Origin of the sequence: Ferrimonas futtsuensis DSM 18154, assembly GCF_000422645.1 — a bacterium.
Classification (GTDB): Bacteria; Pseudomonadota; Gammaproteobacteria; order Enterobacterales; family Shewanellaceae; genus Ferrimonas; species Ferrimonas futtsuensis.
Map to the genome: position 1 here is coordinate 255,256 of NZ_KE383896.1, position 24,497 is coordinate 279,752.

Annotated in this window: 24 protein-coding genes and 1 riboswitch; of the genes, 11 read left to right on the forward strand and 13 right to left on the reverse strand. The window is 59.5% G+C overall.

Annotated elements, in window-relative coordinates; translation table 11 throughout:
• Positions 1-6: 6 nt before the first annotated feature.
• The 8 genes from hscA to trmJ form a co-directional block, all read right to left on the reverse strand.
• On the reverse strand, positions 7-1,857 hold the full coding sequence (gene hscA, locus G505_RS0118835) for a Fe-S protein assembly chaperone HscA (RefSeq protein ID WP_028110944.1): 1,851 nt from the start codon (positions 1,855-1,857) through the stop codon (positions 7-9).
• Between the two features lie 18 nt (positions 1,858-1,875).
• Complete coding sequence (gene hscB, locus G505_RS0118840; RefSeq protein WP_028110945.1) at positions 1,876-2,391, reverse strand: co-chaperone HscB; 516 nt, start codon at positions 2,389-2,391, stop codon at positions 1,876-1,878.
• Positions 2,392-2,437: 46 nt separating this feature from the next.
• Positions 2,438-2,761 (reverse strand): iron-sulfur cluster assembly protein IscA, encoded by a 324-nt coding sequence (iscA, locus tag G505_RS0118845; RefSeq protein WP_028110946.1) that lies wholly within the window; start codon positions 2,759-2,761, stop codon positions 2,438-2,440.
• 11 nt (positions 2,762-2,772) lie between these two features.
• A complete protein-coding gene (gene iscU / locus G505_RS0118850) occupies positions 2,773-3,159 on the reverse strand; it encodes a Fe-S cluster assembly scaffold IscU (RefSeq protein WP_028110947.1) in 387 nt (128 codons plus the stop codon).
• 66 nt (positions 3,160-3,225) lie between these two features.
• Positions 3,226-4,440 (reverse strand): IscS subfamily cysteine desulfurase, encoded by a 1,215-nt coding sequence (locus G505_RS0118855; RefSeq protein ID WP_028110948.1) that lies wholly within the window; start codon positions 4,438-4,440, stop codon positions 3,226-3,228.
• Positions 4,441-4,515: 75 nt separating this feature from the next.
• Entirely contained in the window at positions 4,516-4,974 is a 459-nt protein-coding gene (gene iscR / locus G505_RS0118860) for a Fe-S cluster assembly transcriptional regulator IscR (protein ID WP_028110949.1), read from the reverse strand.
• 153 nt (positions 4,975-5,127) lie between these two features.
• Positions 5,128-5,943: a serine O-acetyltransferase gene (gene cysE / locus G505_RS0118865; protein WP_028110950.1), complete on the reverse strand. Its 816-nt coding sequence runs from the start codon at positions 5,941-5,943 to the stop codon at positions 5,128-5,130.
• An 8-nt stretch (positions 5,944-5,951) separates the two neighbouring features.
• Positions 5,952-6,677: a tRNA (cytosine(32)/uridine(32)-2'-O)-methyltransferase TrmJ gene (gene trmJ / locus G505_RS0118870; protein WP_028110951.1), complete on the reverse strand. Its 726-nt coding sequence runs from the start codon at positions 6,675-6,677 to the stop codon at positions 5,952-5,954.
• A gap of 159 nt (positions 6,678-6,836) precedes the next feature.
• Here trmJ and suhB point away from each other — a divergent pair, with 159 nt between their 5' ends.
• Together suhB and G505_RS0118880 are read left to right on the forward strand one after the other, a co-directional pair.
• Positions 6,837-7,640, forward strand: coding sequence for an inositol-1-monophosphatase (suhB, locus tag G505_RS0118875; RefSeq protein ID WP_028110952.1), 804 nt, complete (start codon positions 6,837-6,839; stop codon positions 7,638-7,640).
• Between the two features lie 257 nt (positions 7,641-7,897).
• On the forward strand, positions 7,898-8,242 hold the full coding sequence (locus G505_RS0118880) for a metalloregulator ArsR/SmtB family transcription factor (RefSeq protein WP_028110953.1): 345 nt from the start codon (positions 7,898-7,900) through the stop codon (positions 8,240-8,242).
• On the opposite strand, the gene G505_RS0118885 is transcribed toward G505_RS0118880, so the two are convergent.
• The gene (locus tag G505_RS0118885; protein ID WP_157509289.1) at positions 8,243-9,007 is read right to left on the reverse strand and encodes a hypothetical protein; all 765 of its coding nucleotides are present in this window, start codon (positions 9,005-9,007) and stop codon (positions 8,243-8,245) included.
• Positions 9,008-9,191: 184 nt separating this feature from the next.
• Between G505_RS0118885 and G505_RS22025 the strand changes: the two genes are divergently transcribed.
• Positions 9,192-9,608: a phosphate-starvation-inducible protein PsiE gene (locus G505_RS22025; protein ID WP_051216461.1), complete on the forward strand. Its 417-nt coding sequence runs from the start codon at positions 9,192-9,194 to the stop codon at positions 9,606-9,608.
• 59 nt (positions 9,609-9,667) lie between these two features.
• Here the strand turns inward: G505_RS22025 and G505_RS0118895 are convergent, their stop codons facing one another.
• Positions 9,668-9,910 (reverse strand): YecH family metal-binding protein, encoded by a 243-nt coding sequence (locus G505_RS0118895; RefSeq protein WP_028110955.1) that lies wholly within the window; start codon positions 9,908-9,910, stop codon positions 9,668-9,670.
• 111 nt (positions 9,911-10,021) lie between these two features.
• Between G505_RS0118895 and G505_RS0118900 the strand changes: the two genes are divergently transcribed.
• From G505_RS0118900 to rluA, 5 genes are all read left to right on the forward strand, one after another.
• The gene (locus G505_RS0118900; protein ID WP_028110956.1) at positions 10,022-11,716 is read left to right on the forward strand and encodes a sensor histidine kinase; all 1,695 of its coding nucleotides are present in this window, start codon (positions 10,022-10,024) and stop codon (positions 11,714-11,716) included.
• Positions 11,694-12,407, forward strand: coding sequence for a two-component system response regulator BtsR (gene btsR, locus G505_RS0118905; RefSeq protein WP_028110957.1), 714 nt, complete (start codon positions 11,694-11,696; stop codon positions 12,405-12,407). Before G505_RS0118900 ends, btsR begins: the two co-directional genes overlap by 23 nt.
• 91 nt (positions 12,408-12,498) lie before the next feature.
• A complete protein-coding gene (locus G505_RS0118910; RefSeq protein WP_028110958.1) occupies positions 12,499-12,792 on the forward strand; it encodes an integration host factor subunit alpha in 294 nt (97 codons plus the stop codon).
• A 338-nt stretch (positions 12,793-13,130) separates the two neighbouring features.
• A complete protein-coding gene (locus G505_RS0118915) occupies positions 13,131-14,579 on the forward strand; it encodes a carbon starvation CstA family protein (protein WP_028110959.1) in 1,449 nt (482 codons plus the stop codon).
• A 183-nt stretch (positions 14,580-14,762) separates the two neighbouring features.
• The gene (gene rluA, locus G505_RS0118920) at positions 14,763-15,419 is read left to right on the forward strand and encodes a bifunctional tRNA pseudouridine(32) synthase/23S rRNA pseudouridine(746) synthase RluA (protein WP_028110960.1); all 657 of its coding nucleotides are present in this window, start codon (positions 14,763-14,765) and stop codon (positions 15,417-15,419) included.
• Between the two features lie 55 nt (positions 15,420-15,474).
• On the opposite strand, the gene asnA is transcribed toward rluA, so the two are convergent.
• Complete coding sequence (asnA, locus tag G505_RS0118925) at positions 15,475-16,452, reverse strand: aspartate--ammonia ligase (RefSeq protein WP_028110961.1); 978 nt, start codon at positions 16,450-16,452, stop codon at positions 15,475-15,477.
• Between the two features lie 153 nt (positions 16,453-16,605).
• On the opposite strand from asnA, the gene asnC reads away from it, so the two are divergent.
• The gene (gene asnC, locus G505_RS0118930) at positions 16,606-17,067 is read left to right on the forward strand and encodes a transcriptional regulator AsnC (protein WP_028110962.1); all 462 of its coding nucleotides are present in this window, start codon (positions 16,606-16,608) and stop codon (positions 17,065-17,067) included.
• Positions 17,068-17,233: 166 nt separating this feature from the next.
• On the forward strand, positions 17,234-21,139 hold the full coding sequence (locus G505_RS0118935) for a S8 family serine peptidase (RefSeq protein WP_028110963.1): 3,906 nt from the start codon (positions 17,234-17,236) through the stop codon (positions 21,137-21,139).
• A 60-nt stretch (positions 21,140-21,199) separates the two neighbouring features.
• On the opposite strand, the gene lysC is transcribed toward G505_RS0118935, so the two are convergent.
• Positions 21,200-22,570 (reverse strand): lysine-sensitive aspartokinase 3, encoded by a 1,371-nt coding sequence (gene lysC, locus G505_RS0118940; RefSeq protein WP_028110964.1) that lies wholly within the window; start codon positions 22,568-22,570, stop codon positions 21,200-21,202.
• Between the two features lie 62 nt (positions 22,571-22,632).
• Positions 22,633-22,809: riboswitch (Lysine riboswitch) on the reverse strand.
• A gap of 511 nt (positions 22,810-23,320) precedes the next feature.
• Here lysC and arcA point away from each other — a divergent pair.
• Positions 23,321-24,040, forward strand: a complete 720-nt coding sequence (arcA, locus tag G505_RS0118945; protein ID WP_028110965.1) for a two-component system response regulator ArcA — start codon at positions 23,321-23,323, stop codon at positions 24,038-24,040.
• Between the two features lie 49 nt (positions 24,041-24,089).
• On the opposite strand, the gene G505_RS0118950 is transcribed toward arcA, so the two are convergent.
• On the reverse strand, positions 24,090-24,452 hold the full coding sequence (locus tag G505_RS0118950; RefSeq protein WP_028110966.1) for an Hpt domain-containing protein: 363 nt from the start codon (positions 24,450-24,452) through the stop codon (positions 24,090-24,092).
• Positions 24,453-24,497 lie beyond the last annotated feature (45 nt).

Below are 24,497 nucleotides of genomic sequence, written 5' to 3' on the forward strand. Positions count from 1 at the left end.
CTAACCTTATACGTTATCAACCGATTGTCCCGACAGCGCCCGACGAATGGACAGGTCCATCCGGCGCGCGGCAAACTCGGCACTGGCCTTATCCAGGGCCTCGATGGCGTCCTTGATGACCTGACCATCGCTGCCTTCACACAACTGTTTCAGCGCCACCATCCGGTCACGCAATACCTGCTGCTGCTCAGGGCGCAGCAGTTCATCGCCGTCAGCATCCAGGGCAGAGCTCAGGCTTTCGATCACCCGCTGGGCCTCGATGCGCTGCTCGGTCAGCATCCGCTTGGCGATATCCTCTTTGGCGTGCGTCATGGACTCGGTGAGCATCCGGGTGATCTCCCCCTCGCTCAGGCCGAAGGAGGGCTTCACCTGAATGGAGGTCTGAACCCCTGAGGTCTTCTCCTGGGCGGTCACTGACAGCAGGCCATCGGCATCCACCTGGAAGGTCACCCGAATCACCGCAGTGCCCGCAGCCATAGGCGGAATGTCCTTGAGGACGAAACGCGCCAGGGAGCGGCAGTCCGCCACCATCTCACGCTCACCCTGTACCACATGAATGGCCATGGCAGTCTGACCGTCTTTGAAGGTGGTGAACTCCTGAGCCCGGGCCACCGGAATGGTGGTATTGCGGGGAATCACCTTCTCGGTCAGCCCCCCCATGGTCTCCAACCCCAGGGACAGGGGCGCCACGTCCAGCAGCAACATGTCCGAGTCGGGCTTGTTGCCCACCAGGATATCAGCCTGGATGGCGGCACCGATGGCCACCACACGATCGGGGTCGATGCTGGTCAGCGGGGTACGGCCAAAGAACTCGCCCACCTGGTCCCGCACCTGGGGAACCCGGGTGGAACCGCCCACCATCACCACCTCCAGCACCTCCTGCTTCTCCAGGCCGGCGTCCCGCAGGCTGCGGCGACAGGCCATCAGGGTGCGTTTGACCAATGGAGAGATCAGCGCATCAAACTGGCTGCGGGTGATCTCTCCCTGCCAGTCGCCAATGGCGGCGGTCACACTGTCGGCACCGGTCAGCGCCTCCTTGACCCGGCAGGCTTCACTCTGCAGCTGCCGGCGCAGGCTGGCATCCGCATCGGCGATCCCGGCCAGTTCGGCCAGATGGTCCGCCAGCAGATGATCGAAATCATCCCCGCCCAGGGCGGAATCGCCGCCGGTGGCCAACACCTCGAACACCCCCTGATTGAGGCGCAAGATGGAGATGTCGAAGGTGCCACCACCCAGATCGTAGACAGCGATCACCCCCTCCTGGCCCGAATCCAGGCCGTAGGCGATGGCCGCCGCCGTGGGCTCGTTCAGCAACCGCAACACCTTGATGCCCACCAGTTCGGCGGAATCCTTAGTGCCCTGACGCTGAGCGTCATCGAAGTAGGCTGGCACGGTGATCACCGCGCCGGACAACTCGCCTCCCAGGGTTTCTTCGGCCCTGGCAATCAATGGCTTGAGCACTTCGGAGGAGACCTGGACCGGATTGACCCGGCCACTGCGGGTCACAAACAGCGGCAAGCCGTTGTCCGAGGCTTCCAGCTCATAAGGCAGTTTGGGGTAACGGCTCTGGATGTCCTCCAGGGACCGCCCCATGAAGCGCTTCACCGAGATGATGGTGTTCTGTGGATCGTCGCTGGCCAGGGCCTTGGCAGACTCGCCGGTCTCCAACCCCTGTTCCAGATAACGCACCACCGATGGCATGCGGTGGTGCCCCTGGGGGTCCGGCAGAGTTTCCGCCTGACCGCTGCGCACCGCAGCCACCAGAGAATTTGTGGTTCCGAGATCGATTCCCACCGCCAGCTTGTGCTGGTGAGGGGCGGCCATCTGGCCGGGTTCAGCAATTTGCAGTAGCGCCATAATCAGTGATGTGAAGCATCAGGCCAGCAACCGGTCTTCCAGCTGCGCCAGCTCCTCCTCCAGCTTCTTCATGAATTTTAGTTTGCGTACCGAGTCGGCGGCCTGGGGCCACTGCTGCTCTCCCAGCTGTGACTCCAGCTGTTGCATCAGGGCGCGAGTGCGCTGACTCAGATCGTCGGCGAAATCCATCGCCGCGCTCTCGACGTCGGAGGACTCCTCCACCTCTTCCAGGGTCTCCCTGAGCATCATCTGTTCCATCAGGAAGCCGGTATCTCGGATGGTCTGGGTCTCACCCTGCAGGTCGATGCCACTGAGTTTCAGCAGATACTGGGCCCGGCCCACGGGCTCTTTCAGGGTCTGGAAGGCGTCGTTGATCTCCGCCGCTTTCTGCACCGCCAACAGGCGGTCCCGCTCGGAGGCGTCGGCAAAGTTATCCGGATGGACGGCACGCTGAAGCTCGCGGTAGCGGCCGCTTAGCAGGGTGGCGTCCACCTGGAACGCCACCGGAAGGTCGAACAACTCGAAGTAGTTCATCAATATCCCCTGCACCTGGCAACTGGGCCCGTTCGGGCCCCAGGCATCAAACAGTAAAGCTCTCTCCGCAGCCACACTCTCCCTGGGCATTGGGGTTATTGAACTTAAAGCCTTCGTTCAGGCCCTCCTTGACGAAATCCAGCTCCACGCCCTCAAGATAGATCAGGCTCTTGGCGTCGATGATCACGTTGACTCCCTTGTCTTCGAACACTTCATCGTCTGGATTGAGTTCATCAACGAACTCGATAACGTAGGCCAGTCCGGAGCAGCCGGAGGTCTTCAGGCCCAGGCGCAGGCCGATGCCGCGCCCGCGATTGGCCAGAAACTGCTTCACCCGGTCGGCGGCGGCGTCGGTCATGGAGATGGCCATAGAAACTCCCGTTACTCTTTGCCTTGCTTGCTGTTGTAATCGGCAATGGCCGCCTTGATGGCGTCCTCAGCCAGAATAGAACAGTGGATCTTCACGGGAGGCAGGGCCAACTCTTCGGCGATCTCGGTGTTCTTGATGGAAGCCGCTTCCTCCAGGGTCTTGCCCTTCACCCACTCGGTGACCAGGGAGGAGGAAGCGATGGCGCTGCCACAGCCGTAGGTCTTGAACTTGGCGTCTTCAATAACGCCTTCGTCGTCCACCTTCAGTTGCAGCTTCATCACGTCACCGCAAGCCGGCGCGCCAACCATACCGGTGGCGACATTGGGGTCGTTCTTGTCGAAAGAACCCACGTTGCGGGGGTTTTCGTAGTGGTCAATGACCTTTTCACTGTATGCCATGATTACGCTCCAAATTCCTAACTCTCGTCGGGGACCGGTCGCCGCCGGCCCCTCGTTGTGTCTCTATCAGTGAGCCGCCCACTCAACGGTGGACAGGTCGATACCGTCTTTGTGCATCTCCCACAGGGGGGACATCTCACGCAGTTTGCCGATGGCGCCACGGATCTTGTCGATGGCGTAATCGATCTCCTCCTCGGTGGTAAAGCGGCCGATGGAGAAACGGATGGAGCTGTGGGCCAGCTCGTCGGTCATGCCCAGGGCGCGCAGCACATAGCTGGGCTCCAGGCTGGCAGAGGTACAAGCTGAGCCGGAAGACACTGCCAGGTCGCTCAGGGCCATCATCAGAGATTCGCCCTCAACGAAGTTAAAGCTGATATTGAGGTTGGAGACCAGGCGTTGCTCCAGGTCACCATTGATGTACACCTCTTCAATGTCACTGATGCCATTGAGCAGGCGGTCACGCAGGGCGCGCATGCGCTCAGCTTCTGCACCCATCTCCTCTTTGGCGATGCGGCAGGCTTCGCCCAGGCCCACCAGCTGGTGGGTCGCCAGGGTGCCGGAACGCATGCCGCGCTCATGGCCACCACCGTGCATCTGGGCTTCCAGACGAACCCGAGGCTTACGACGGACGTACAGGGCACCGACCCCTTTGGGGCCGTACATCTTGTGGGCGGAGATGGAGATCATGTCCACCTTCATCGCCTTCACGTCGATGGGCAGCTTGCCGGCGCTCTGGGCCGCATCCACGTGCAGCAAGATCTTTTTGCTGCGGCACAGCTCGCCGATGGCGGCGATGTCGTGAATGACGCCGATCTCGTTGTTCACGTGCATGATGGAAACCAGGATGGTGTCATCACGCATCGCTTCTTCGAAGCGGCTCAGGGGAATGATGCCGTTGCTCTCCGGCTCCAGGTAGGTCACCTCGTAGCCTTCACGCTCCAGCTGGCGACAGGTATCCAGCACCGCTTTGTGTTCGGTCTTGCTGGTGATGATGTGCTTGCCCTTCTTGTTATAGAAGTGCGCCACACCCTTGATGGCCAGGTTGTCGGACTCGGTGGCACCTGAGGTAAAGACGATCTCGCGAGGATCGGCGTTGATCAGATCCGCTACCTGATTGCGGGCAATGTCTACCGCCTCTTCGGCCTGCCAGCCAAACTTGTGCGAGCGAGACGCGGGGTTACCGAACATGCCGTCCAGTGTCATGTACTGAACCATCTTCTCGGCGACACGTGGGTCGACCGGAGTGGTGGCGGAGTAATCAAAATAGATCGGAAGCTTCATTACCTTCTCCGACTTGAGCCGGCTAAAAACATGGTGCCGGCGGTTAGTTACATCATGGCGCAAGCGCCAAAACCTTTACTGTGCGTGAGCTTTGGCCTGTTGTGTTTCCTGACGTACGGAGACCACCTTTACGTCATGGCTCGACATCAGATCAGCCAGGCTGATGCCGTTTAGAAATCCTGCAATTCTGTCGCTGAGGTCTCCCCACAGGGAGTGAGTCAGGCAACGGGCGCCGCTCTGGCAATTGCTCTTGCCGTGACAGCGGGTCGCGTCCACGGACTCATCCACGGCGTGCACCACCATGCCTACGGCGATGTCGGCAGGATCCTGCCCCAGCAGGTAGCCGCCACCCGGGCCACGTACACTGCTGACCAAACCGTTTTTACGCAGCTTGGCGAACAACTGCTCCAGGTACGACAGAGAGATACCTTGTCGCTCGGAGATGTCAGCCAGCGGCACCGGCCCATCGGCGGAGTGCAGAGCCACATCGAGTATGGCGGTGACCGCGTAGCGGCCTTTGGATGTCAATCTCATAACCTGTCCCTTTCATGCAACGCTACCACTATACCATATACCTGAGTAAATTACTCAAGTATTATTCTGGCAGCTTTAACCGGGATTTTCGATTAATGGAGAGGAATACCCCAGCATCCAGCTGGGGCATTTAACCCTATTCGCAAGTCGGATTCAAATACCTGGATCAAATCTTTCGTGCTCTTTTCGGCGGGTATCTGCCGCTTCTTGCTCTGCTTCAACAAAAGCGGTGACATTGAGCTGTGGCAGCTCCTTGATTTCGATGGTGCAGCCCTGCTCCTTCAGCGCCTGGCAGATCTCCATCATACGGGCGTCCATCAGGTGCATATGATCGAGCATGGAACCGATGGCACTGGCCACGGGATCCGGATTATCCGGCGACACCGCATAGGCGTCGAAACCATATTTCCGGGCCAGGTGACTGCGCCGGTGCTCCTTCTCACGCTCCGCCTTACTGAGCACGGACCGCGCGGGAATGCCGATCATGGTGGTTCCCGGCTCCACATCTTTGATCACCACAGAGTTGGACCCCACCCGGGCGCCCTCACCGATGTCCAGGGGCCCCAGGATCTTGGCACCGGCCCCCACCACCACATTATCATGGAGGGTGGGGTGACGCTTACCGGCGTTCCAACTGGTTCCCCCCAGGGTCACGCCGTGGTACAGGGTCACGTCATCGCCAATCTCCGCAGTCTCGCCGATCACCACCCCCATGCCATGGTCGATGAAGAAGCGACGGCCAATGCGGGCCCCAGGGTGAATCTCCACACCGGTGGCCCAACGGGAGAAAGTAGAGAGAAGGCGGGCGGTCAGCTTCCAGTTACGACACCAGAGTTTGTGGGAGATTCGGTGAAGCCAGATCGCATGCATGCCTGGGTAGTTGGTCAGAATCTCGAAGGCGCTGTTGGCCGCCGGATCTCTGTGATAGATGGAAGCGATATCTTCCTTTAGACGCGCACGTATTCCCATGTCTGCCATTACTCTTTTGTGGTGGGGTCAGTTCTCTCTACAGATGTGAGGACGCCTCGCAGGATATTCAACTCCTGTGACTCTGGACGAGCCCGGTTGAACAGTCTGCGCAGCTTGGCCATCACCTGACCAGGATGATTTTTGCGGATAAAGCCGGTGTGAGTCAGGGCCGACTCCAGGTGCTGGTAGAAGCCCTCGAGCTGCTCGCCATTGGGGTACTCCTCCTCAGGCTCCGGCTTGGCCAGCAGGCTGAGGTGTTTCATCCTCACCTCATAACAGAGCAGCTGTACCGCCTGAGCCAGGTTGAGACTGGAATACTCGGGATTGGCCGGGATGTTGACGTGGAAGTGGCACAGCTGCAGCTCCTCGTTGGTCAGGCCATGATTCTCACGACCAAACACCAGGGCCACGGGACCGGTTCGCCCCTCCAGTGCCAGCTTCTCTCCGGCCTGACGAGCGTCAAGCTGAGGCCAGTCCAGGCCTCGGCGGCGTGCAGAGGTGCCGATGGCCAGGGAGCAATCGGCGATCGCCTCCTCCAGGGTGCCCACGGTTTTGATGTGCTTAAGCACATCCACGGCACCGGCGGCCAGAGCCACGGACTTACCGTCCGGCTCCACTCTGGGGGCCACCAGCATCAGCTGGGACAGGCCCATGGTTTTCATCGCCCTGGCGGCGGAACCAATATTGCCCGGGTGGGAGGTGCCCACCAGGATAATGCGGATATTCTCTAGCATCCGGTTGATTACTTAGGTAAACAAAGAGGGCCAATATGCTATCACAGCCTAATGTGCCACTTTAGAAACATTTGTTGCTTTTATATATAGATCATCTCTGCTAAGATCCGCGCCCCAACCCACAGGGGTTTCCGTTCTTTTACATTCAGGGGTATCGATATGCATCCGATGCTGAACATCGCCGTTCGCGCTGCGCGCGCCGGCGGAGAGGTTATTGCACGCGCGTTTTCTGAGCAGGACAAAGTTGAAGCCGAACTGAAAGGCATCAATGATTACGTCACCAAAGTTGATCGTGACGCCGAGGCGGCCATCGTGGCCACCCTCCAGAAGTCCTATCCTAAGCACACCATCATCGGCGAAGAGTGCGGCACCATCGAAGGTGAGCACGCAGAGTTCCAATGGATCATCGACCCCCTGGATGGCACCACTAACTTCGTTAAGGGCCTGCCCCACTTCTCCGTCTCCATTGCTCTGCAGATCAAGGGCAAGCTGGAGCATGCCGTGGTATTCGATCCCATCCGCAATGAACTGTTCACCGCCACCCGGGGTGCCGGAGCCCAGTTGAACGGTTACCGCATCCGCAACAGCGGCGCCCGTAACCTGACCGGTACCGTTATTGCCACCGGCTTCCCCTTCAAGAGCCGTCAGCACAGCGAAAGCTACCTGAATATGCTGGCGGGTATCTGGGAAAATGCCGCTGATTTCCGCCGCACCGGCTCCGCGGCCCTGGATCTGGCTTACGTGGCTGCCGGCCGCGTCGACGGATTTTTCGAGATCGGCCTCAAGCCCTGGGACATTGCCGCAGGTGAACTGCTGGTGAAGGAAGCGGGCGGCATCGTGACTGACTTTATCGGCGGTCACAACCAGCTGAAGAGCGGCAACATCGTCGCCGGCGCTCCCAAGGTCACCGCCGGCCTGCTGGCCGCCATGCGTCCGCACCTGAATGACGCCCTCAAGCGCTAATTCCGGTTAAGAACGGAAAAGGGGAAGCCGTTGGCTTCCCCTTTTTTTCGTGTCCGAAACTGAGATCACGCCTACACTTTTCTCCCACCTTTTCATCTTTCCTTTCACAAATGGATGCAAATGACGCTAAATACGCCATTTCTGTTGATTTCAACCATGGCAATCTTCAGGGAAAGCTGCTGAGATCTATCGATTTTTGAATAAGCCCCTCTCAGGTGGAGCTAGGCTCCCTGAAGGTCCGGAAAACCGAGGTACCCGTGAATCCACATCTGTTCTTCAAACTGCTCAGTGATGAAACCCGGCTGCGCTGTGTGCTGCTGCTGGTGCGCAAGGGTGAGTTGTGTGTCTGTGAACTGGTCGAAGCCCTGAATGAGAGCCAGCCCAAGATCTCCCGCCATCTGGCCAGCCTGCGCAGCCAGGGGTTGTTGCAAGACCGCCGTCAGGGACAGTGGGTCTACTACTCCCTGAAAGAAGATCTTCCCGAGTGGCTCAGTCCACTGCTGGCTGATCTTGGCCAAGCTCAAAGCCTGGTGGACCTCTACCAGGCCGACAGCGATCGTCTGCAGGCGATGACCTATCGCCCAGGCCGCTGCAGCAACTGATCAGCGCCCTCGCAGCTTAAGGAACAGCACCAGGTAGAGGGTGGCGGCAACAAAGGAAACCAGGGTACCCAGTGCCACTCCGAGTAAGGGGTAACTCACCCAGACCGACAGGCCATAGACCACCAGACTCCCCACCCCAAAGGGATAGTGCTTAGCCAACACCGCCACCGGCCGGTTGCCATACTCCAGTTGCAGCAACAGCATCAGTGGGAACAGGGTCACCGGAAATGCCGCCATCACACCGGCCAGACTCTGAGGCAACCAATGTGCCAGTGCGGTGATCACCACCACGATCAGCGCCGCCAGTAGTGCCCTGCCCCAGATCATCATGGGGCCCGCCTTGACCGCCACAAATTCCGGTTCCGGCACACGCCGGGTAATGCGTATCGACAACAGCGCCACTCCGGCTGCCACCAAGGCGCCCGCCGCCCCCAGAGGCGGCATCGACTGTGCCAGTAAGGCAAAGCCCACCAGAGCCAGGATGGCCACCCCCATGGGACGCCAGGCCCTAGGATCGGCCCCCTGGGCACTCAGGGTATAGACCAGACAGTAACCGGTAGTGGCCGCCAGCCCCAACTGACCATAGAGGGCCGCCTCGGCGGCGAACTGCGGGCCGTGTTCAATGCCGTAGAAGAACAGCACAATGGCGGTGCCCAGAGGGTAACCGGAAAGAACACCCGCCAGGCGGGGACCACTGCGTTCAGCAATCCACGCCAGGCCCACCACGGCGAACACCGCCGCCAGTACCTTGGCAACCAACAACATCATAGGGGCCGAGAAAAAATGGGAAAAGAGGGCGCCAGAATAGCAGACCAGCAAGAAATGCCAAGAAGCAGTTGTGAAACAGATCACATTGATAACAATGCAGTTTTATTTTTGGAACTATAGACTGTAGGGAACAACAGACTGCCCCTATCGACCGTAGGGAGCCACGGATTGCCCCTGGAGAGTGCCCATGCACAGACTGTACAAATCATTCGGATTACCGACCATCGCCCTGTTTGAACACCTGATTCTGATCATTATTACCCTGGCGACCATGGTGGCCATTGGCCAGGAGGTGTGGCTGATGATCTCCAACCGCCATGTGGCCCTGGCGGATCTGCTGCTGCTGTTCATCTACCTGGAGGTTCTGGCCATGGTGGCGGTATACGCAGCCGAAGGGCAACTGCCGGTACGGATGCCCATCTATATCGGCATCGTCGCCCTGGCCCGCTACCTGATCCTGGATATGAAGGCGATGGATGACTGGCGGGTGCTGGCCATCTCAGCCTCGGCGCTGCTGCTGGCCGCCACCGTGGTGGTGATCAAGGTGGGACAGACCTACTTCAGCACCGAAACCGAACACAACAGAGCACCGAGATAGGGCCAGACAGAGAAAAAGGAGGCCAGGGCCTCCTTTTTCTTTGAATCATCGTCGTAGAATCAGTGGCTGCACATGTTGCCACGGTTCAGCACATAGCCGTCACCAGAGGGCGCCACCTTGGCCATCTTAACGAAAAAGGTCACAATCTGCTCAATGCTCTGATCGTCCAGACGACAGGTGAAGAACCGGGCCTCGGCACCGAACTGCTCAGCAGCCAGGGCCTTGATCTGATCCAGGGTCAGCGGCTCGTTCTGTTCGCCGATAAGGTTGAGAAGTTCGTGGGCATGGATAGACTCGGACATAATGGTTCTCCAGATTTCAGAAGATTCAAATTATATGCATCTTTTAAAAGCACTCTTTGATCTGAATCCGGTTTCCGGCAATTGGGTGCAGCGATGATCTCCATTGAAGCCCTGCAGCTGATCCTTAACCTGACTCAGCAGATGTCCCTCTACCTGGTGATCGCCTACATCTTCACCAAGACGCCGGTGTTCAAACCCCTGGTCACCCTCTCTCATCGCCTGCCGCACAGGCTGATGCTGTACGGCGTGTTCAGCTGTTTCTGCATCCTCGGCACCTATTTCGGTGAACAGACCAATGGCGCCATCGCCAACACCCGAGCCATGGGGGCCGTACTCTCCGGCTTGCTGGGTGGCCCCATTACCGGTTTTGCCGTGGGTCTAACCGGAGGCCTGCACCGATACAGCCTCGGCGGCTTCACCGATGTCGCCTGTGCCATCTCCACCACCTGTGAAGGCCTGTCCGCCGGCTTGGTGCACGCCTACCTGATTCGTAAGGGCAAGCTGGAACAGCTGTTTCACCCCGCCCTGGTGGCTCTGGTCGCCCTGTGGGCCGAGGTGTTGCAGATGATCATCATCCTGCTGGTGGCACGCCCCTTCACCGATGCCTGGCAGCTGGTTCAGGTGATCGCCCCGCCCATGCTGCTGGTCAACAGCGTCGGGGCCGCCATGTTTATGAGCATGCTGCGTGACCAGAGGGTCATGGTGGAGAAGATGTCCTCGGTGTTCTCCGCCAAGGCACTGAAGATCGCCGAGCGCACCGTCGGAATCCTCAGCCAGGGGTTCAATGCCACCACCACCAAACAGGTGGCCCGCATCGTCTATGAGGAGACCCAGGTGGGCGCGGTGGCGATCACCGACAGGGAGAAGCTGCTGGCCTTTATCGGCATCGGTTCCGACCACCACCTGCCCAACACCCCCATCTCCTCGGAGATCACCATGGAGGCGATTCGCAGCGATCGGGTGATGTACGCCGATGGCCTGCAGCTCAAGTATCACTGCTCCGTCTCCAAAAACTGCCCCCTGGGTTCCAGCCTGGTGATCCCGCTGCGGGGCGAGAACGAAGTGATCGGCACCATCAAGCTCTACGAAGCCAAGAACAAGCTGTTCCTCAACATCAACCGCACCCTGGGAGAGGGGATCGCCAAACTGCTCTCCAACCAGATCCTCCACGGCCGTTACCAACACCAAAGCAACCTGCTGACCCAGGCGGAGCTGAAACTGTTGCAGGCCCAGGTGAACCCCCACTTCCTGTTTAACGCCCTCAATACGGTGGCGGCGGTCACCCGCATCGACTCCAACCGGGCCCGAGAGCTGATTCAGAACCTTGCCACCTTCCTGCGCGGCAACCTTAAGCGAGGCACCGGGGTGGTGACTCTCAAGGATGAGCTGGAGCATATCGATGCCTACCTGGAGGTGGAGAAGGCCCGTTTCGGCGACCGGCTCTCCATCCACCGGGAGATTGAACACAATGTCCTGCATCTCAGGTTGCCGACCTTCACCCTGCAGCCCCTGGTAGAGAATGCGGTGAAACACGGTATCGCCAACCTGTTCGAACCGGGTAGAATTGAGATTGGCGCGCACCAGGCGGGGGATCAGCTGATCCTCACCGTAGAGGACAACGCCGGCGCCTACAAAGAGAATCCCAACAGCAGCGGGCTGGGGATGAATCTGGTGGATAAACGAATAAAAGCACAATATGGACAACAGTTTGGCATCAGTGTTCAGTGTCGCCCCCAACACTATACTAAGGTGACCGTGACCCTGCCTGCCGTGGAACACAGTGATGATTACCACCCTGCTGATTGATGATGAACCCCTGGCCCGGGAGGAACTGGCCACCCTGCTGGCCCACTATCCGGACATACAGATCCTGGACCAGTGCGCCAACGCGGTGGAAGGGATCGCCGCCATCCACAAACATAAGCCGGACCTGGTGTTCCTGGATATCTCCATGCCCAAGATCAGCGGTATGGAGATGCTGGCGATGCTGGATCCGGACAATACCCCCAAAGTGGTGTTCGTCACCGCCTACGACGAATACGCGGTCAAGGCGTTCGAGAACAACGCCTTCGACTACCTGCTCAAACCCATAGAGACCGAGCGCCTGGAGAAGTGCCTGGAGCGGGTACGCCGGGCTCAGGAGCCCCAGGATCTCAGTGCCATGATGCCGGAGCAACTCACCCTGGTGCCCTGTTACACAGGTTCCATCCTCAAGGTACTCAAGGTGGAGGAGGTGGAGTTCGCCTTTTCCGATCTGGGGGGCGTGCACGTGGCCAGCACCGACGAAGTGATCCACACCCAACTGACCCTGAAGGTATTGGAGAGTCGCACCCCTCTGCTGCGCTGCCATCGCCAGTACCTCATCCACCCCACCGCCATCGCCGAGATCGAAATTCAGGAGGGAGGTAACGGCGAGATTCACACCCGGGGAGGGCGGACCATTCCGGTAAGCCGGCGCTACCTCAAAGCACTAAAACAGACGCTGGGCTTTCAATAGTTGTGATTTATTAGGCACCTTTACAGATCAGTCACTACACTTATTTTAGCCGCCGACACGGCACGACTGACTGGCAAAACGAGGTGTCCTCATGTCCCTGACCAAAGCCGAGCTGACGCAGAATCTGATCACCAACCTGAACCTGTCCACCAACGACGCCAAAAACCTGGTGGATGCCTTCTTCGAGGAGATCCGAACCTGCCTTGAAAACGGCGAAGAGGTAAAGCTGAGCGGGTTTGGCGTATTTCACCTAAGAGACAAGAGCCCTCGTCCCGGACGCAACCCCAAGACCGGTGAAGAGCACGAGATCTCCGGGCGGCGGGTGGTCACCTTTGCCGCCGGCGGCAAGCTCAAGGGGCGGGTTGCCACCCTCAAGGCAGAGTAACCCCACCAGCCTGATCATGGTTGCGGACCTGACTGGCCCCACTCTGCGGTGTGGGGCTCGCGGTTCTTGCCACCGTCAACGGTTGCCCCACGTCAACACAGGAAAGGATTCTCCTGCGCGCCGGGCTGAGCACAGTCTTAGTCGCTGGCTAAGAGGCGGGTCGCTCCCCCAGAGCCCATGACCTTGATCACACTCTCATCACATCTCCATTACCTCTCTTTTCCGTTAACCGGTCATATCGACCGCTTAACTGCGCTGACGACCGCTTAACCAATCCTCTCACCGACTAGAAATTCAGTTCAGTAAAATGGAACCACTCAAAAAGAGGGGATGAAAAAATGACTTGGTTTCTACTAGCTGTTGGCCTGCTCATAGGCGGCTATTTTATCTACGGCGCATTCGTCGAAAAGGTGTTCGGCATTAAGCCCGAGCGCACCACTCCTGCTCACACCCTGACCGATGGCGTGGACTATGTTCCCATGTCCAAGCGCAAGGTCTACCTGGTTCAGCTGCTGAACATCGCCGGTGTTGGCCCCATCTTCGGCCCGATTCTCGGTGCCATGTACGGCCCCGCGGCCATGGTATGGATCGTCATCGGCTGTATCTTTGCCGGTGCGGTACACGACTACTTCTCTGGCATGCTCTCCGTACGTAACGGCGGAGCCTCCGTGCCCAACCTGGCCGGTCGCTACCTGGGCAAGAACGCCAAGCACTTCATGAACATCTTCGCCCTGGTGCTGCTGATTCTGGTGGGTGTGGTGTTTGTATCTGCCCCTGCGGGCCTGCTGGTGAAGCTGAGCGGCTGGGATAAGACTCTGCTGCTGGCCATCATCTTCGGTTACTACCTGATCGCCACCCTGGTTCCCGTTGACAAGATCATCGGCCGCCTCTACCCCTTCTTCGGCGCCCTGCTGCTGTTCATGTCTGTTGGCCTGACCATCGCCATCATGGTCTCTGCTGACCACTCCATGCTGCCTGGCGTGACCGCTGGCGACCTGCTGACCAACCTGAACCCTGCTGACAAGCCCATCTGGCCAGCCCTGTTCATCACCATTGCCTGTGGCGCCATCTCCGGCTTCCACGCCACTCAGTCTCCTCTGATGGCCCGCTGCATGGAAAACGAGAAGAACGGTCGCTTTGTCTTCTACGGAGCCATGATTGGCGAAGGCATCATCGCCCTGATCTGGTGTGCCCTGGCCCTCTCCTTCTTCCACGGTGTTGAAGGCCTGCAGGCTGCCCTGGCCAACGGTGGTCCCTCCAACGTGGTCTTCGAAGCCTCTACCGGTCTGTTGGGTGCCCTGGGTGGCGTGCTGGCTATCCTGGGTGTGGTGGTACTGCCCATCACCTCCGGTGACACCGCGTTCCGCTCTGCCCGTCTGATTCTGGCCGAGTTCATCAAACTGCCTCAGAAACAACTACCCAAGCGTCTGATGATTGCTGTGCCACTGTTTGCCATCGGTGCCATCCTCACTCAGGTCGACTTCGGTGTAATCTGGCGTTACTTCGGCTTCGCCAACCAGTCTACCGCTGTCATCATGCTGTGGACCGCGACGGCTTACCTGGCCCGTGCCAACCGTCTGCACTGGATCTGCACCGTACCGGCCACCTTCATGACTACCGTGGTAATCACCTTCATCCTGAACAACCCCACCCTGGGCTTCGGTCTCTCCATGACCGTCTCCACCGCCGCAGGTGTGGTGCTGGCCCTGGTGATTGCTGGCCTGGTGGTAGGCGTCATTGGCAAGAAGCCTCTGCCTGCCGACATCGAGTCTCTGGAATCTGCCTGAGACACACGCCGATTCTAAGCTAAAGGGTCCCTCGGGACCCTTTTTTTATGGGCTTGCATCACCGCCTGTCTGACAGTATGGTGAGCGCCCGAACACCAGGGAGCACGAAGATCTCACGATCTCATCGGCTCACACTGTCATCCGAAAACAACGGCCCTAACCCAGCAGTATGAGAGCAGCAGCATGAAACCCATGGATTACCAGCCACCCACCGACCCCTTTCTGGTCATCCTTCATCAGGACAGAGACATCCTGGTGGTGGATAAGCCCAGCGGACTGCTGTCGGTGCCGGGGCGGGATCCGGCCCACCATGACTCCAGCTATGCCCGGGTGCTGAGCCAACACCCCCAGGCCCAGGTGGTGCACCGGCTGGATATGGATACCTCGGGCGTGATGGTGTTTGCCCTCAATAAGGAGGCCGAGCGGGAGCTCAAGCGTCAGTTCCGCGACCGGGAGACCAGTAAGACCTACCACGCCCGGGTGTGGGGCACTCCGCCCACCCAGGGCGAAGTGGATCTGCCGCTGATCTGCGACTGGCCCAACCGTCCCAAGCAGATGGTGTGCCATCTGCAGGGCAAGCCTTCCCAGACCCTGTATAAAGTGATCAACCAAAGTGATGACAGCGCCCTGGTGGAACTGACCCCCATCACCGGTCGCTCGCACCAGCTCAGGGTGCACATGCTGGCCCTGGGTCACCCTATTTGTGGCGACCGTTTCTATGCAGAGGGCGATGCCCTGAATAAAGCAGACCGGCTGCAGCTGCACGCCAGCCGCCTGACCATCAATCACCCCGACAGCAATACACCGATGACCTTCGAAGCCCCTCTCCCCTTCGACTGATCCGCAACCATGAAAAAGGGGCCGCCCGGGCCCCTTTTGCTTTAGTTTCTCAGCGTTACAAATGGCTGGGGCAGGCCTCCTGCCACACACCGCACTGCACCTGACCGATGTGACTCATCCCCAACAGGAACATGGTCAGCCGCGATTGGCCGATGCCGCCGCCTATGGTCTGGGGTAGCTCGCCCGCCAACAAAGCCTTATGCCAGGGCTGCTCCAGCTCCTGAGCCTTGTCCGCCAGCTGCATCTGTCTGGCCAGTGCTTCAGCATCCACCCGAATCCCCATGGAGGAGAGTTCGAAGGCGTCCTCCAGCACCGGGTTCCACACCAGGATATCGCCGTTGAGCCCCTTGCCCAGCTCAGACTCGCTGCTCCAGTCATCGTAGTCGGGGGCACGGCAGTCATGAGCCTGACCATCGCCCAGCTCGGCGCCGATGCCGATCAGGAACACCGCTCCTTTCTCCCGGCAGATCTGCTTTTCCCGCTCCTTGGCACAGAGGTCTGGGAAGCGGCTGCGCAGCGCTTCGGCATGAACGAAGCTGATGGTTTCAGGCAGGATGGCAGGCAAGCCGAAGCGCGCAGCCACCGCCGCCTCAGTATCACGCAAAGCCTGGTAGATCGCCTCCACCCGGGTGGTCAGCCCCTCCAGGGTACGCTCACCGCCACCCAAGACCTGCTCCCAGTCCCATTGATCCACAAACACCGAGTGCTTGGGTCCCAGGGTATCCTCATCAGGGCGCAGCGCCTTCATCTGTGCCACGACGCCTTCGCCGGCGCCGAAACCATAACGCCCCAGAGTTGCCCGCTTCCATTTTGCCAGGGAGTGCACTACCTCGAAGCCGCGCTCCGGCATGGCTTTAACCTGGACCTGCACCGCTTTTTCATGGCCAGACAGCCCATCCTGCAGGCCGCTGCCCACTTCGGACAGCAGCGGTGCCTGCACCTCCAGAAGATTGAGGCGACGACTCAGCTGCTGACCAAAGGTCTCTTTCACAAAGGCGATCTGTTGCTGGGTCTCGATGTAGCTGTGTTTCATTGTCCGATCCTCAATCTTTGGCTTATCTGGAAGAGGATTGTTCACTAAACCCACCGACAAATTCAATATTCACCACCAAATAAACCAAGAGCCTCTTTGATTCATTAATTTATTGAGGATATATTGAGGATTCGCTAATTGAGAGGCAAAAAAATGAACGAAGAGTATCGAATCGATAATCTGGACAGAGCCATCCTGTGCACCCTGCAGGAGGATGCCCGTACCCCCTATGCGGAACTGGCCAAGCGAAACGGCGTCAGTCCGGGTACCATTCATGTGCGGGTAGAGAAGATGAAACAGGCGGGGATCATCACCTCCGCCCAGGTGGTGGTGAACCCTAAGAAGCTGGGGTATCAGGTGTGCTGCTTTATCGGCATCAACCTCAAAGCCGCAGGTGACTATCCGGCGGTATTGGAAAAGTTATTGGCCCTGCCCCAGGTTGTGGAAGCCTACTACACCACAGGCCACTACAGCATCTTCACCAAGATCCTGACCCACAACATTGATGCACTTCACGAGCTATTAGTGCATAAAATTCAAAGTATTGAACAAATTCAGTCAACTGAGACCCTGCTTTCGCTTCAGCAGCCCATTCACCGCCAGATAACGCCATAAACATCCGATCAACATTCTGCAAAGAAACAGAATCACAGAAGATTTGTCTGACGAGACCATTCGCATTCACCAGCGACTCCTGATACAAGGTACGATTCGTCTAAAAAGACGAAAGGCTTTAGGAAGTTAACTAGCCAAACCTAATAAAATCAGGGAATCAACAAGAATGAAAACTCGTATAGCGATCACAGTGGGCGCCCTACTCGCCTCAGGGTCAGCCCTCGCCACGGACTTCAGGGATCAGGGAATATCTCTCGAAGCGCCGATTGAGAATTTTTATGCACCGGCACAACGCAACTATACCCAGGAGCAACAGCCCCGCTTCCTGGTTAAACTGAACGATGCCCCCATCGCCACCTACTCAGGTGGTGTGGCCGGCTTTGTCGCCACCGACGCCATCCGTGACAAGCGCAACAAACTGAACCTCTCCAGCCCCAAGGTGCAGGATTACGCTGGCTATCTGAAGCAGAAACGTCAGGGCTTTGCCCAGCAGGCCGCCAGCATAGGTGCCAAGGTGGAGCGTCAGTTTGACACCCTGTTCAACGGCGTCAGCGTCTCCGGCCAGGGCCTGACCAAGCAGAAGCTGCTGGCGCTGCCCGGTGTTGCCGCCGTCTATGACCACGCCATCTACACCACCCAGATGGACACCTCTCGCGCCCTGATCCATGCCCCGCAAGCCTGGGAGCTGATGGGCGGCGTGTCCGAGGCCGGCAAGGGGATCAAGGTGGCCATCATCGATTCCGGTATCCGCCCGGAACACCCGATGTTCTCCGGGGCCAACTTCGATGAGCTGGAGTGGGACCGTCCCGAGGACGACTACTGCGCCACCGCCGAGGATTTCTGCAACAACAAGCTGATCGTTGCCCGTTACTCCACCCCCACCTTCGCTGTAGCGCCGGATGAGCATATGAGCCCCCTGGGCTACGGCGGTCACGGCACCCACGTTGCGGGCACCGCCGTGGGTAACGTCATCAGCGCCAGCTATTCCGGTGTCGACACCGAGATCTCCGGTGTGGCCCCTGGCGCATACCTGATGGTGTATAAGGCCCTGTTTGCTCCCGCCGACGACATCCATGGTGGCTCAGGCTCCAACATCATGCTGTTGGAAGCCCTGGAGATGGCCGTTAAAGATGGCGCCGACGTCATCAACAACTCCTGGGGCGGCGGCGCCGGCTCCAACCCGGCTTTCAGCCCCTATGTGGAAGCGTTCGAAGCGGCGGAAGCTGCCGGCATCTTGGTCTCTACCTCTGCCGGTAACAGCGGTACCCAGGGCGCCCAGTCCATCGGTTGCCCCTCCTGCATCGAGTCCGGCCTGTCCGTGGCCAACTTTACCCACGGCCGCTTCTTCGCCAATCCCGTGTCCATCGGCTCCGTCAGCAACGCGGTGTCTATCGAGGGTACCGGCGCGGCCCGCCTGGCGGACCTGGACGGTGACCTGACCGGTCCCGCCAAGGCGGCAGTTCATGTGGACGCAGACAACGTCGAGGGTTGCACCCCCTTCGACGCCGACGCCTTTAAGGGCTCCATCGCCGTCATCAGCCGCGGTGGCTGCGCCTTCAGCGACAAGGCGACCAACGCCGCCGCCGCTGGCGCCACCGGCCTGGTGGTGTACAACAATCGCGCCGGCCAGCCCATCACCATGTCCATGGACGATGGCACCATCCCTGCGGTAATGATCGATCAGGCCGACGGTGAAGCCGTGGTGGCCGCCATCGAAGACGCCGGCGACAGCGCCATCAGCCTGACCGTCGGTCAGGGCATCCAGGCCCTGGTCAACGCCGACTACGCCGACATCCAGTCCGGCACCTCCTCCCGCGGCCCCAATGGTGACTCCAGCATCCTCAAGCCGGATCTGGCCGCCCCGGGCACCGACATTCTGTCCGCCTGGTCGCCGGATGACCCGGGCAGCGACGGCGCCACCTTTGCCGCCATCAGTGGTACCTCCATGGCCAGCCCCCATGTGGCCGGCGCCGCCGCCCTGATGAAACAGGCCCATCCTGACTGGTCCGCGGTGGACATCAAGACCGCCCTGACCTCCTCCACCAAGGACTCCGACCTGCGCAAAGATGATGCCGTGACCACCGCCGACGCCTTCGACGCCGGTGCCGGTCGCCTGGAAGTGGCCAACGCCATCCAGGCCGAGATCACCTTCTCCAAGCCCTCCCTGGTGGATGCCGCCTGTGTGAAGCAGTGTGAATTCGAGTTCCACCTCTATGACAAGCGTGAGGCGGGCAGCGACGAGAAGACCTACTACCTCAGTGGCGCTCTCAGCGGTGCCGACATCGACTTCGACGTGGACGCCATCACCCTGGCCGGCGGTGGCAGTGCCAAGATCGGTTTCACCGTCAACGGCAGTCTGGCCCAGCAGGGCGACTGGCTGTTTGGCCAGGTGCGCATCAACGACGATCAGGCCCACCTGCCTCTGGTGATCCACAACATGGACGCCACCGGCAGCAACATCGCCGTGACCGCCGACGGCACCACCTCGGATCAGTCGGTGAGCATCGATACTCACTTCGAAAACGCCGACTTCAGCGAAGACCAGCTGGTGACCATCACCGCCAAACTGCCTCAGGGCACCTCCATGGTCGAGGATTCCGCCAAGCTGGCCGGCGCCCGCGCCGCCACCACCAGCTACAACGTGGATGAAGACAACGGCACCATCACCTGGGCCGGCAACCTGGGCAAGCCCCAGGTGCTGATCAACAAGATCGACGCCAGCCTGGGCTACAGCCCCAGCGCCGCGGGCCGCCCGGCCGCCTGTTCCGGTCTCTGTGATGAGTCCGCCTTCAGCCTGGATCTGTCGGTCGCCGACCTGAAGTTCAAGTACCTGGGCCAGGAGTACGACTATGTGACCGTGTCCACCAACGGCATCGTGTTGGTCGGCGGTGGCAACACTTCGGGGACCTGGCTGAACCGCCAGCTGCCCGACGCCAACCAACCGAACAACATCCTGGCGCCCTTCTGGACCGACCTTGATCTGAACGGTGGCGATGCCGACACCACCGGTGGCGGTAACGTCTACTGGAACATAGTGGGTGCCTCCGGCCCCGACTGGCTGGTGGTTGAGTGGGCCGACGCCAAGGTTTACGGCGACAGCTCCGACAACAGCTACACCTTCCAGGTGTGGATCAGCCTGACCGAGGACGAAGGGGTGTTCTATCAGTACCTCAAGGTGGACAGCCTGCCAGCGAGTCTGACCATCGGCGCCGAGAACAGCAACGCCTCCGCCGGTGTGAACCTGCACTTCGATGGTGCTGGCACCACCCCAGCGGCCGACGATCTGTACAACGTCTCCGGCCTGGCCGGTGGCAACATCGACTTCAGCTTCGATCTGATGCTGGATGAGACCGGTGCCGCCGCCGATGACAGCATCGCCGTGACCGAAGACGTCGCCATGGAGTTCACCGTGACCGACAACGACAGCGACAGCGCCACCAAGGTGGTTGAGCTGACCGCTGCCGCCGGTGGCATCGAGCAGATGGCCGTTCGTCAGTTCAGCGTCGAGAGCACCACCGACCTGACCCCAACCATCAAGTCTGAGCCTGCCAACGGCACCCTGGCTCTGGCGGACGACGGTACCTTCACCTACACCCCCAACAAGGACTTCAACGGCAGTGACAGCTTCAGCTACACCCTGACCGATGGTGACCTGCCTGCGGGTGAAGCCAAGGTGATGCTCAGCGTTGCCGCTGTCAACGACGCTCCCGTGGTTGCCGAGACCACCGAGCTTTCCGGTGCCGCCCGCACCAACCTGTTCCTGGAGCTGAGCAGCATCAGCAGTGACGTGGACGGTGACAGCCTCGGCTGGAGCGTTGAGCAGACCGGTGGTGACGCCGTCTCCTTCAGCACCAATGGCGGCCGTGTCCAGTTCACCCTGCCCGCTGACGGCGCCGGCAAACAAGCCACCTTCAGCGTGGTGGCCAGCGACGGAGAGCTGGAAAGCAACAAGGGCGAAGTGGTGATCACCATGACCAAGGCCCAGGGTGGAGACAGCGACTCCTCCAGCTTCGGCTTCCTGGCCCTGGCCCTCTCGGGCCTGGCGCTGCTGCGTCGCCGCAAGCTGGCTTAAACCAAGCCTGATCTGAAAAGGGGAGCCAACTGGCTCCCCTTTTTAATCTCTGATCCGCGCCTAGGCCGGCAGCAGGCTCTGGTGCAACCGCCTGACCACCGCTTCCCCCTCCTCCCCCTTCACCAGGAAACAGAGGTTGTGGGCACTGGCGCCCTGACAGATCATCCGCACATTGCTGCCGGACATCGCCTCCAGCACCTTGAGGCCGATACCAGCGGTGTGGGCGATGTGGTTGCCGATCACCGCCACCAGAGCCAGATCCTGCTCCACCTCCACCCGACACAGGGGGGAGAGCTCCTCCAGCAGTGCGTCGGAGATCAGTGCACGGCCGCTGGAGTCCGACCCAGTCTGATCCAGGGTCAGGGCCACGGAAACCTCGGAAGTGGTGATCAGATCCACCGAGATGCGGTGGCGGGCGAGTATGGCAAACAGCTCCGCCAGGAATCCCTGGGCATGGAGCATGTTGAGGCTGTGGCAGGTCAGCAGAGTTTGCTGGCGCCTCAGGCTCAGGGCACGGAACACCGGTTTGCTGTCGCAGCGGTTGCGAATCCAGGTGCCGCCCTGCTCCGGCGCACGGGTCGACCCGACGAACACCGAAGTGCCACTGCGCACCGCCGGCAGTATGGTGGCCGGATGGAGCACCTTGGAACCAAAGGTGGCCATCTCCGCCGCTTCATTAAAGCTCAGCTCCTCAATGGGGCGGGCGTCCGACACCACCCTGGGATCACAGCTGTAGATGCCATCCACATCGGTCCAGATCGCCAAGGTCTGCGCCCCCAGTCCTTCCGCCATCAGGGCGGCGCTGAAATCCGAACCGCCCCGCCCCAGGGTGGTCACCCGTCCGCCGTTGTCGCTGCCGATGAATCCCTGGGTCACCACCACCTGGGACTCCAGCAGAGGAGCCAGCCGCTCCCGGGCCAAGCGGCCTATGGCACCAATCTCCGGGGTGGCACGGCCAAAGTGGTCATCGGTGCGCATCACCTGGCAGGCATCGAAGTTGCGGGCGGGCACGCCGCGCTGACTGAGCAGTTGGGTCATCATCAGCGAAGAGCAGCGCTCCCCCATGGAGAGCAGCCTGTCCATCGACTCGGCGCAGCCGGGCTGGTCGCTCAAGGATCCGGACAGCCTGTCCATCTCGGTCAGGTAGCCATCGAGCTCGGCGGCGATGGTGGCGGGATTGTCCAGACGATCGAGCATGGCGTACTCGATGGCGGCCACCTCTCTCAGCAGCAGCTGTCGGCGGGGTTCGTCCAGGCTGCCGGAGGCCAGCTCCACCAGGCGGTTGGTCACGCCGGCGGCGGCACTGACCACCACCAGGCGTACAGAAGGGTCCGACTGGATGATGTCGGCGCAATGGTTCAGTGCCGTCAAATCGGCCACTGAGGTACCGCCGAACTTGGCGACGGTTAAGGTAGGTATAGGATTATTCATGACTTCGAACCTGTATCACTGTTCGAAGAGTCCGGATCGACAACACGCAGGGTACGGCGTAAGCGACCAGAAGCTCTCCACCACATCTTACGGTGACAGTCATGGGGATTCAGCCCCATCGACCGAAGGAGCGGCGATCGGCCGCCGGCTCCCTCTCGGCACTGCTCCCCCTGATTCCGTGTCTTAGAGGACCGACCCTCTCTGCGGAACTGCCTGGGCAGTGCACCTCTTCTGGCCCTGGGTTCAGCTTGCAGACAGGGAGTCTGGTTAAAACTAAACCTAAAGGGTTGCAGACACTAAACCTTAATGCAGTTTTAATGTCAAACGATTGAGTAAGTAATGTACCCCTTACCCTCCCGTTACGGGAGGCCGGGTCACAGTTTTAACGGGCCCATCCCGCCCCGGGGCTGTTACCGCCGGGGCACAATACTGTAATTCGTCTATCATTACAGACACCTTTAGGCGTACGGGCTTACAGACCGAAACAAAAATCATCCGTGAGTTTCATAAAGTGTGACACAATCGGCAGAAACCGGATTCTGTTAACATTTGCGGATAACATTTGAGCCAAAATACGGTATTTTGGGCACTTCAAATGAACAGAGCGAATCCCAATTCGTCCTGCTCCCCCAATGCTGGCGCATCGGGCTATTACACGCCGAAAAGGAATTTGCATAGGCATTCTTGTCCCGAATGGAGAGTGACTCTGTTCAGGACGGTTGGTTTAAAATGGGCTTTAGGTAGCTGATCATGCAAAATCCACATATCTTGATTGTCGAGGACGAAGCCGTCACTCGAAACACACTGAAAAGTATTTTTGAAGCAGAGGGATACCTGGTATCCGAGGCCGTAGATGGCGACGAGATGCACGATGTGCTCAAGGCACACAAGGTCAACCTGGTGATCATGGACATCAACCTGCCAGGTAAGAACGGTCTGCTGCTGGCTCGCGAGCTGCGTGAGAACAACAACATCGCCCTGATGTTCCTCACCGGTCGTGACAACGAAGTTGATAAGATTCTCGGCCTGGAGATCGGTGCTGACGACTACATCACCAAGCCATTCAACCCACGGGAGCTGACCATCCGCGCCCGCAACCTGCTGAACCGTATCGTCAGTTCCAGCAAGGCACCGGAAGAGAAGCCTCAGGTGGAACACTACCTGTTCAATGGCTGGTCCCTGGAGATCAACAGCCGCTCTCTGGTCAGCCCCAGTGGCGAGCCCTTCAAGCTGCCTCGCAGCGAGTTCCGCGCCATGCTGCACTTCGTTGAGAACCCAGGCAAGATCCTCTCCCGTGCGGACCTGCTGATGAAGATGACCGGCCGTGAGCTCAAGCCCCACGACCGCACTGTGGATGTGACCATCCGTCGTATCCGCAAGCACTTCGAGAGTCACCCAGAGACTCCGGAGATCATCGCCACCATTCACGGCGAAGGTTACCGCTTCTGTGGCCAGCTGGAAAACCAGTAAGGCCCAGCCATAAAAAAAGCCGCTTTTCAGCGGCTTTTTTTATTTCAACTTAGCTTCGTTGGCTCAGGTACTGCTTGAGACTGGCCACATCCTCTTCCAGGTGCCGCTCAATCTGCTGATACCACTGCTCATGGCCCTCCTGCCACTGGGGCAGATCGCCACATTGAAGCTGCTGAGACAACTCCTGGATACGTTTCAACCCCACAGAGCCTGCGGCCCCCTTCAACTTGTGGGCTTCACTGCACAACAGAGGCTTGTCCTTGCTCTGCATGGCGGCTGCCATGGTTTGCAGGTACTCAGGCGCCATCTGCTCAAACACCACCACACTCTTTAGCAGGGTCGCTGCGCCAATGGCAGCACAATAGGCATCCAGGGTCTGCAGATCCAGCGAAGCGGTACTTGCGTCCGTCATGCGTACACTCCATCTAACTCATCACATCCTAAGAGAAACAGGTTA

What these genes read in the sequence shown, in the direction of transcription:
- hscA (WP_028110944.1), bottom strand. Translation starts at nt 1,857, where the DNA reads ATGGCGCTACTGCAAATTGCTGAACCCGGCCAGATGGCCGCCCCTCAC.
- hscB (WP_028110945.1), bottom strand. Translation starts at nt 2,391, where the DNA reads ATGAACTACTTCGAGTTGTTCGACCTTCCGGTGGCGTTCCAGGTGGAC.
- iscA (WP_028110946.1), bottom strand. Translation starts at nt 2,761, where the DNA reads ATGGCCATCTCCATGACCGACGCCGCCGCCGACCGGGTGAAGCAGTTT.
- iscU (WP_028110947.1), bottom strand. Translation starts at nt 3,159, where the DNA reads ATGGCATACAGTGAAAAGGTCATTGACCACTACGAAAACCCCCGCAAC.
- G505_RS0118855 (WP_028110948.1), bottom strand. Translation starts at nt 4,440, where the DNA reads ATGAAGCTTCCGATCTATTTTGATTACTCCGCCACCACTCCGGTCGAC.
- iscR (WP_028110949.1), bottom strand. Translation starts at nt 4,974, where the DNA reads ATGAGATTGACATCCAAAGGCCGCTACGCGGTCACCGCCATACTCGAT.
- cysE (WP_028110950.1), bottom strand. Translation starts at nt 5,943, where the DNA reads ATGGGAATACGTGCGCGTCTAAAGGAAGATATCGCTTCCATCTATCAC.
- trmJ (WP_028110951.1), bottom strand. Translation starts at nt 6,677, where the DNA reads ATGCTAGAGAATATCCGCATTATCCTGGTGGGCACCTCCCACCCGGGC.
- suhB (WP_028110952.1), top strand. Translation starts at nt 6,837, where the DNA reads ATGCATCCGATGCTGAACATCGCCGTTCGCGCTGCGCGCGCCGGCGGA.
- G505_RS0118885 (WP_157509289.1), bottom strand. Translation starts at nt 9,007, where the DNA reads ATGTTGTTGGTTGCCAAGGTACTGGCGGCGGTGTTCGCCGTGGTGGGC.
- G505_RS0118895 (WP_028110955.1), bottom strand. Translation starts at nt 9,910, where the DNA reads ATGTCCGAGTCTATCCATGCCCACGAACTTCTCAACCTTATCGGCGAA.
- btsR (WP_028110957.1), top strand. Translation starts at nt 11,694, where the DNA reads ATGATTACCACCCTGCTGATTGATGATGAACCCCTGGCCCGGGAGGAA.
- G505_RS0118910 (WP_028110958.1), top strand. Translation starts at nt 12,499, where the DNA reads ATGTCCCTGACCAAAGCCGAGCTGACGCAGAATCTGATCACCAACCTG.
- G505_RS0118915 (WP_028110959.1), top strand. Translation starts at nt 13,131, where the DNA reads ATGACTTGGTTTCTACTAGCTGTTGGCCTGCTCATAGGCGGCTATTTT.
- rluA (WP_028110960.1), top strand. Translation starts at nt 14,763, where the DNA reads ATGAAACCCATGGATTACCAGCCACCCACCGACCCCTTTCTGGTCATC.
- asnA (WP_028110961.1), bottom strand. Translation starts at nt 16,452, where the DNA reads ATGAAACACAGCTACATCGAGACCCAGCAACAGATCGCCTTTGTGAAA.
- asnC (WP_028110962.1), top strand. Translation starts at nt 16,606, where the DNA reads ATGAACGAAGAGTATCGAATCGATAATCTGGACAGAGCCATCCTGTGC.
- G505_RS0118935 (WP_028110963.1), top strand. Translation starts at nt 17,234, where the DNA reads ATGAAAACTCGTATAGCGATCACAGTGGGCGCCCTACTCGCCTCAGGG.
- lysC (WP_028110964.1), bottom strand. Translation starts at nt 22,570, where the DNA reads ATGAATAATCCTATACCTACCTTAACCGTCGCCAAGTTCGGCGGTACC.
- arcA (WP_028110965.1), top strand. Translation starts at nt 23,321, where the DNA reads ATGCAAAATCCACATATCTTGATTGTCGAGGACGAAGCCGTCACTCGA.
- G505_RS0118950 (WP_028110966.1), bottom strand. Translation starts at nt 24,452, where the DNA reads ATGACGGACGCAAGTACCGCTTCGCTGGATCTGCAGACCCTGGATGCC.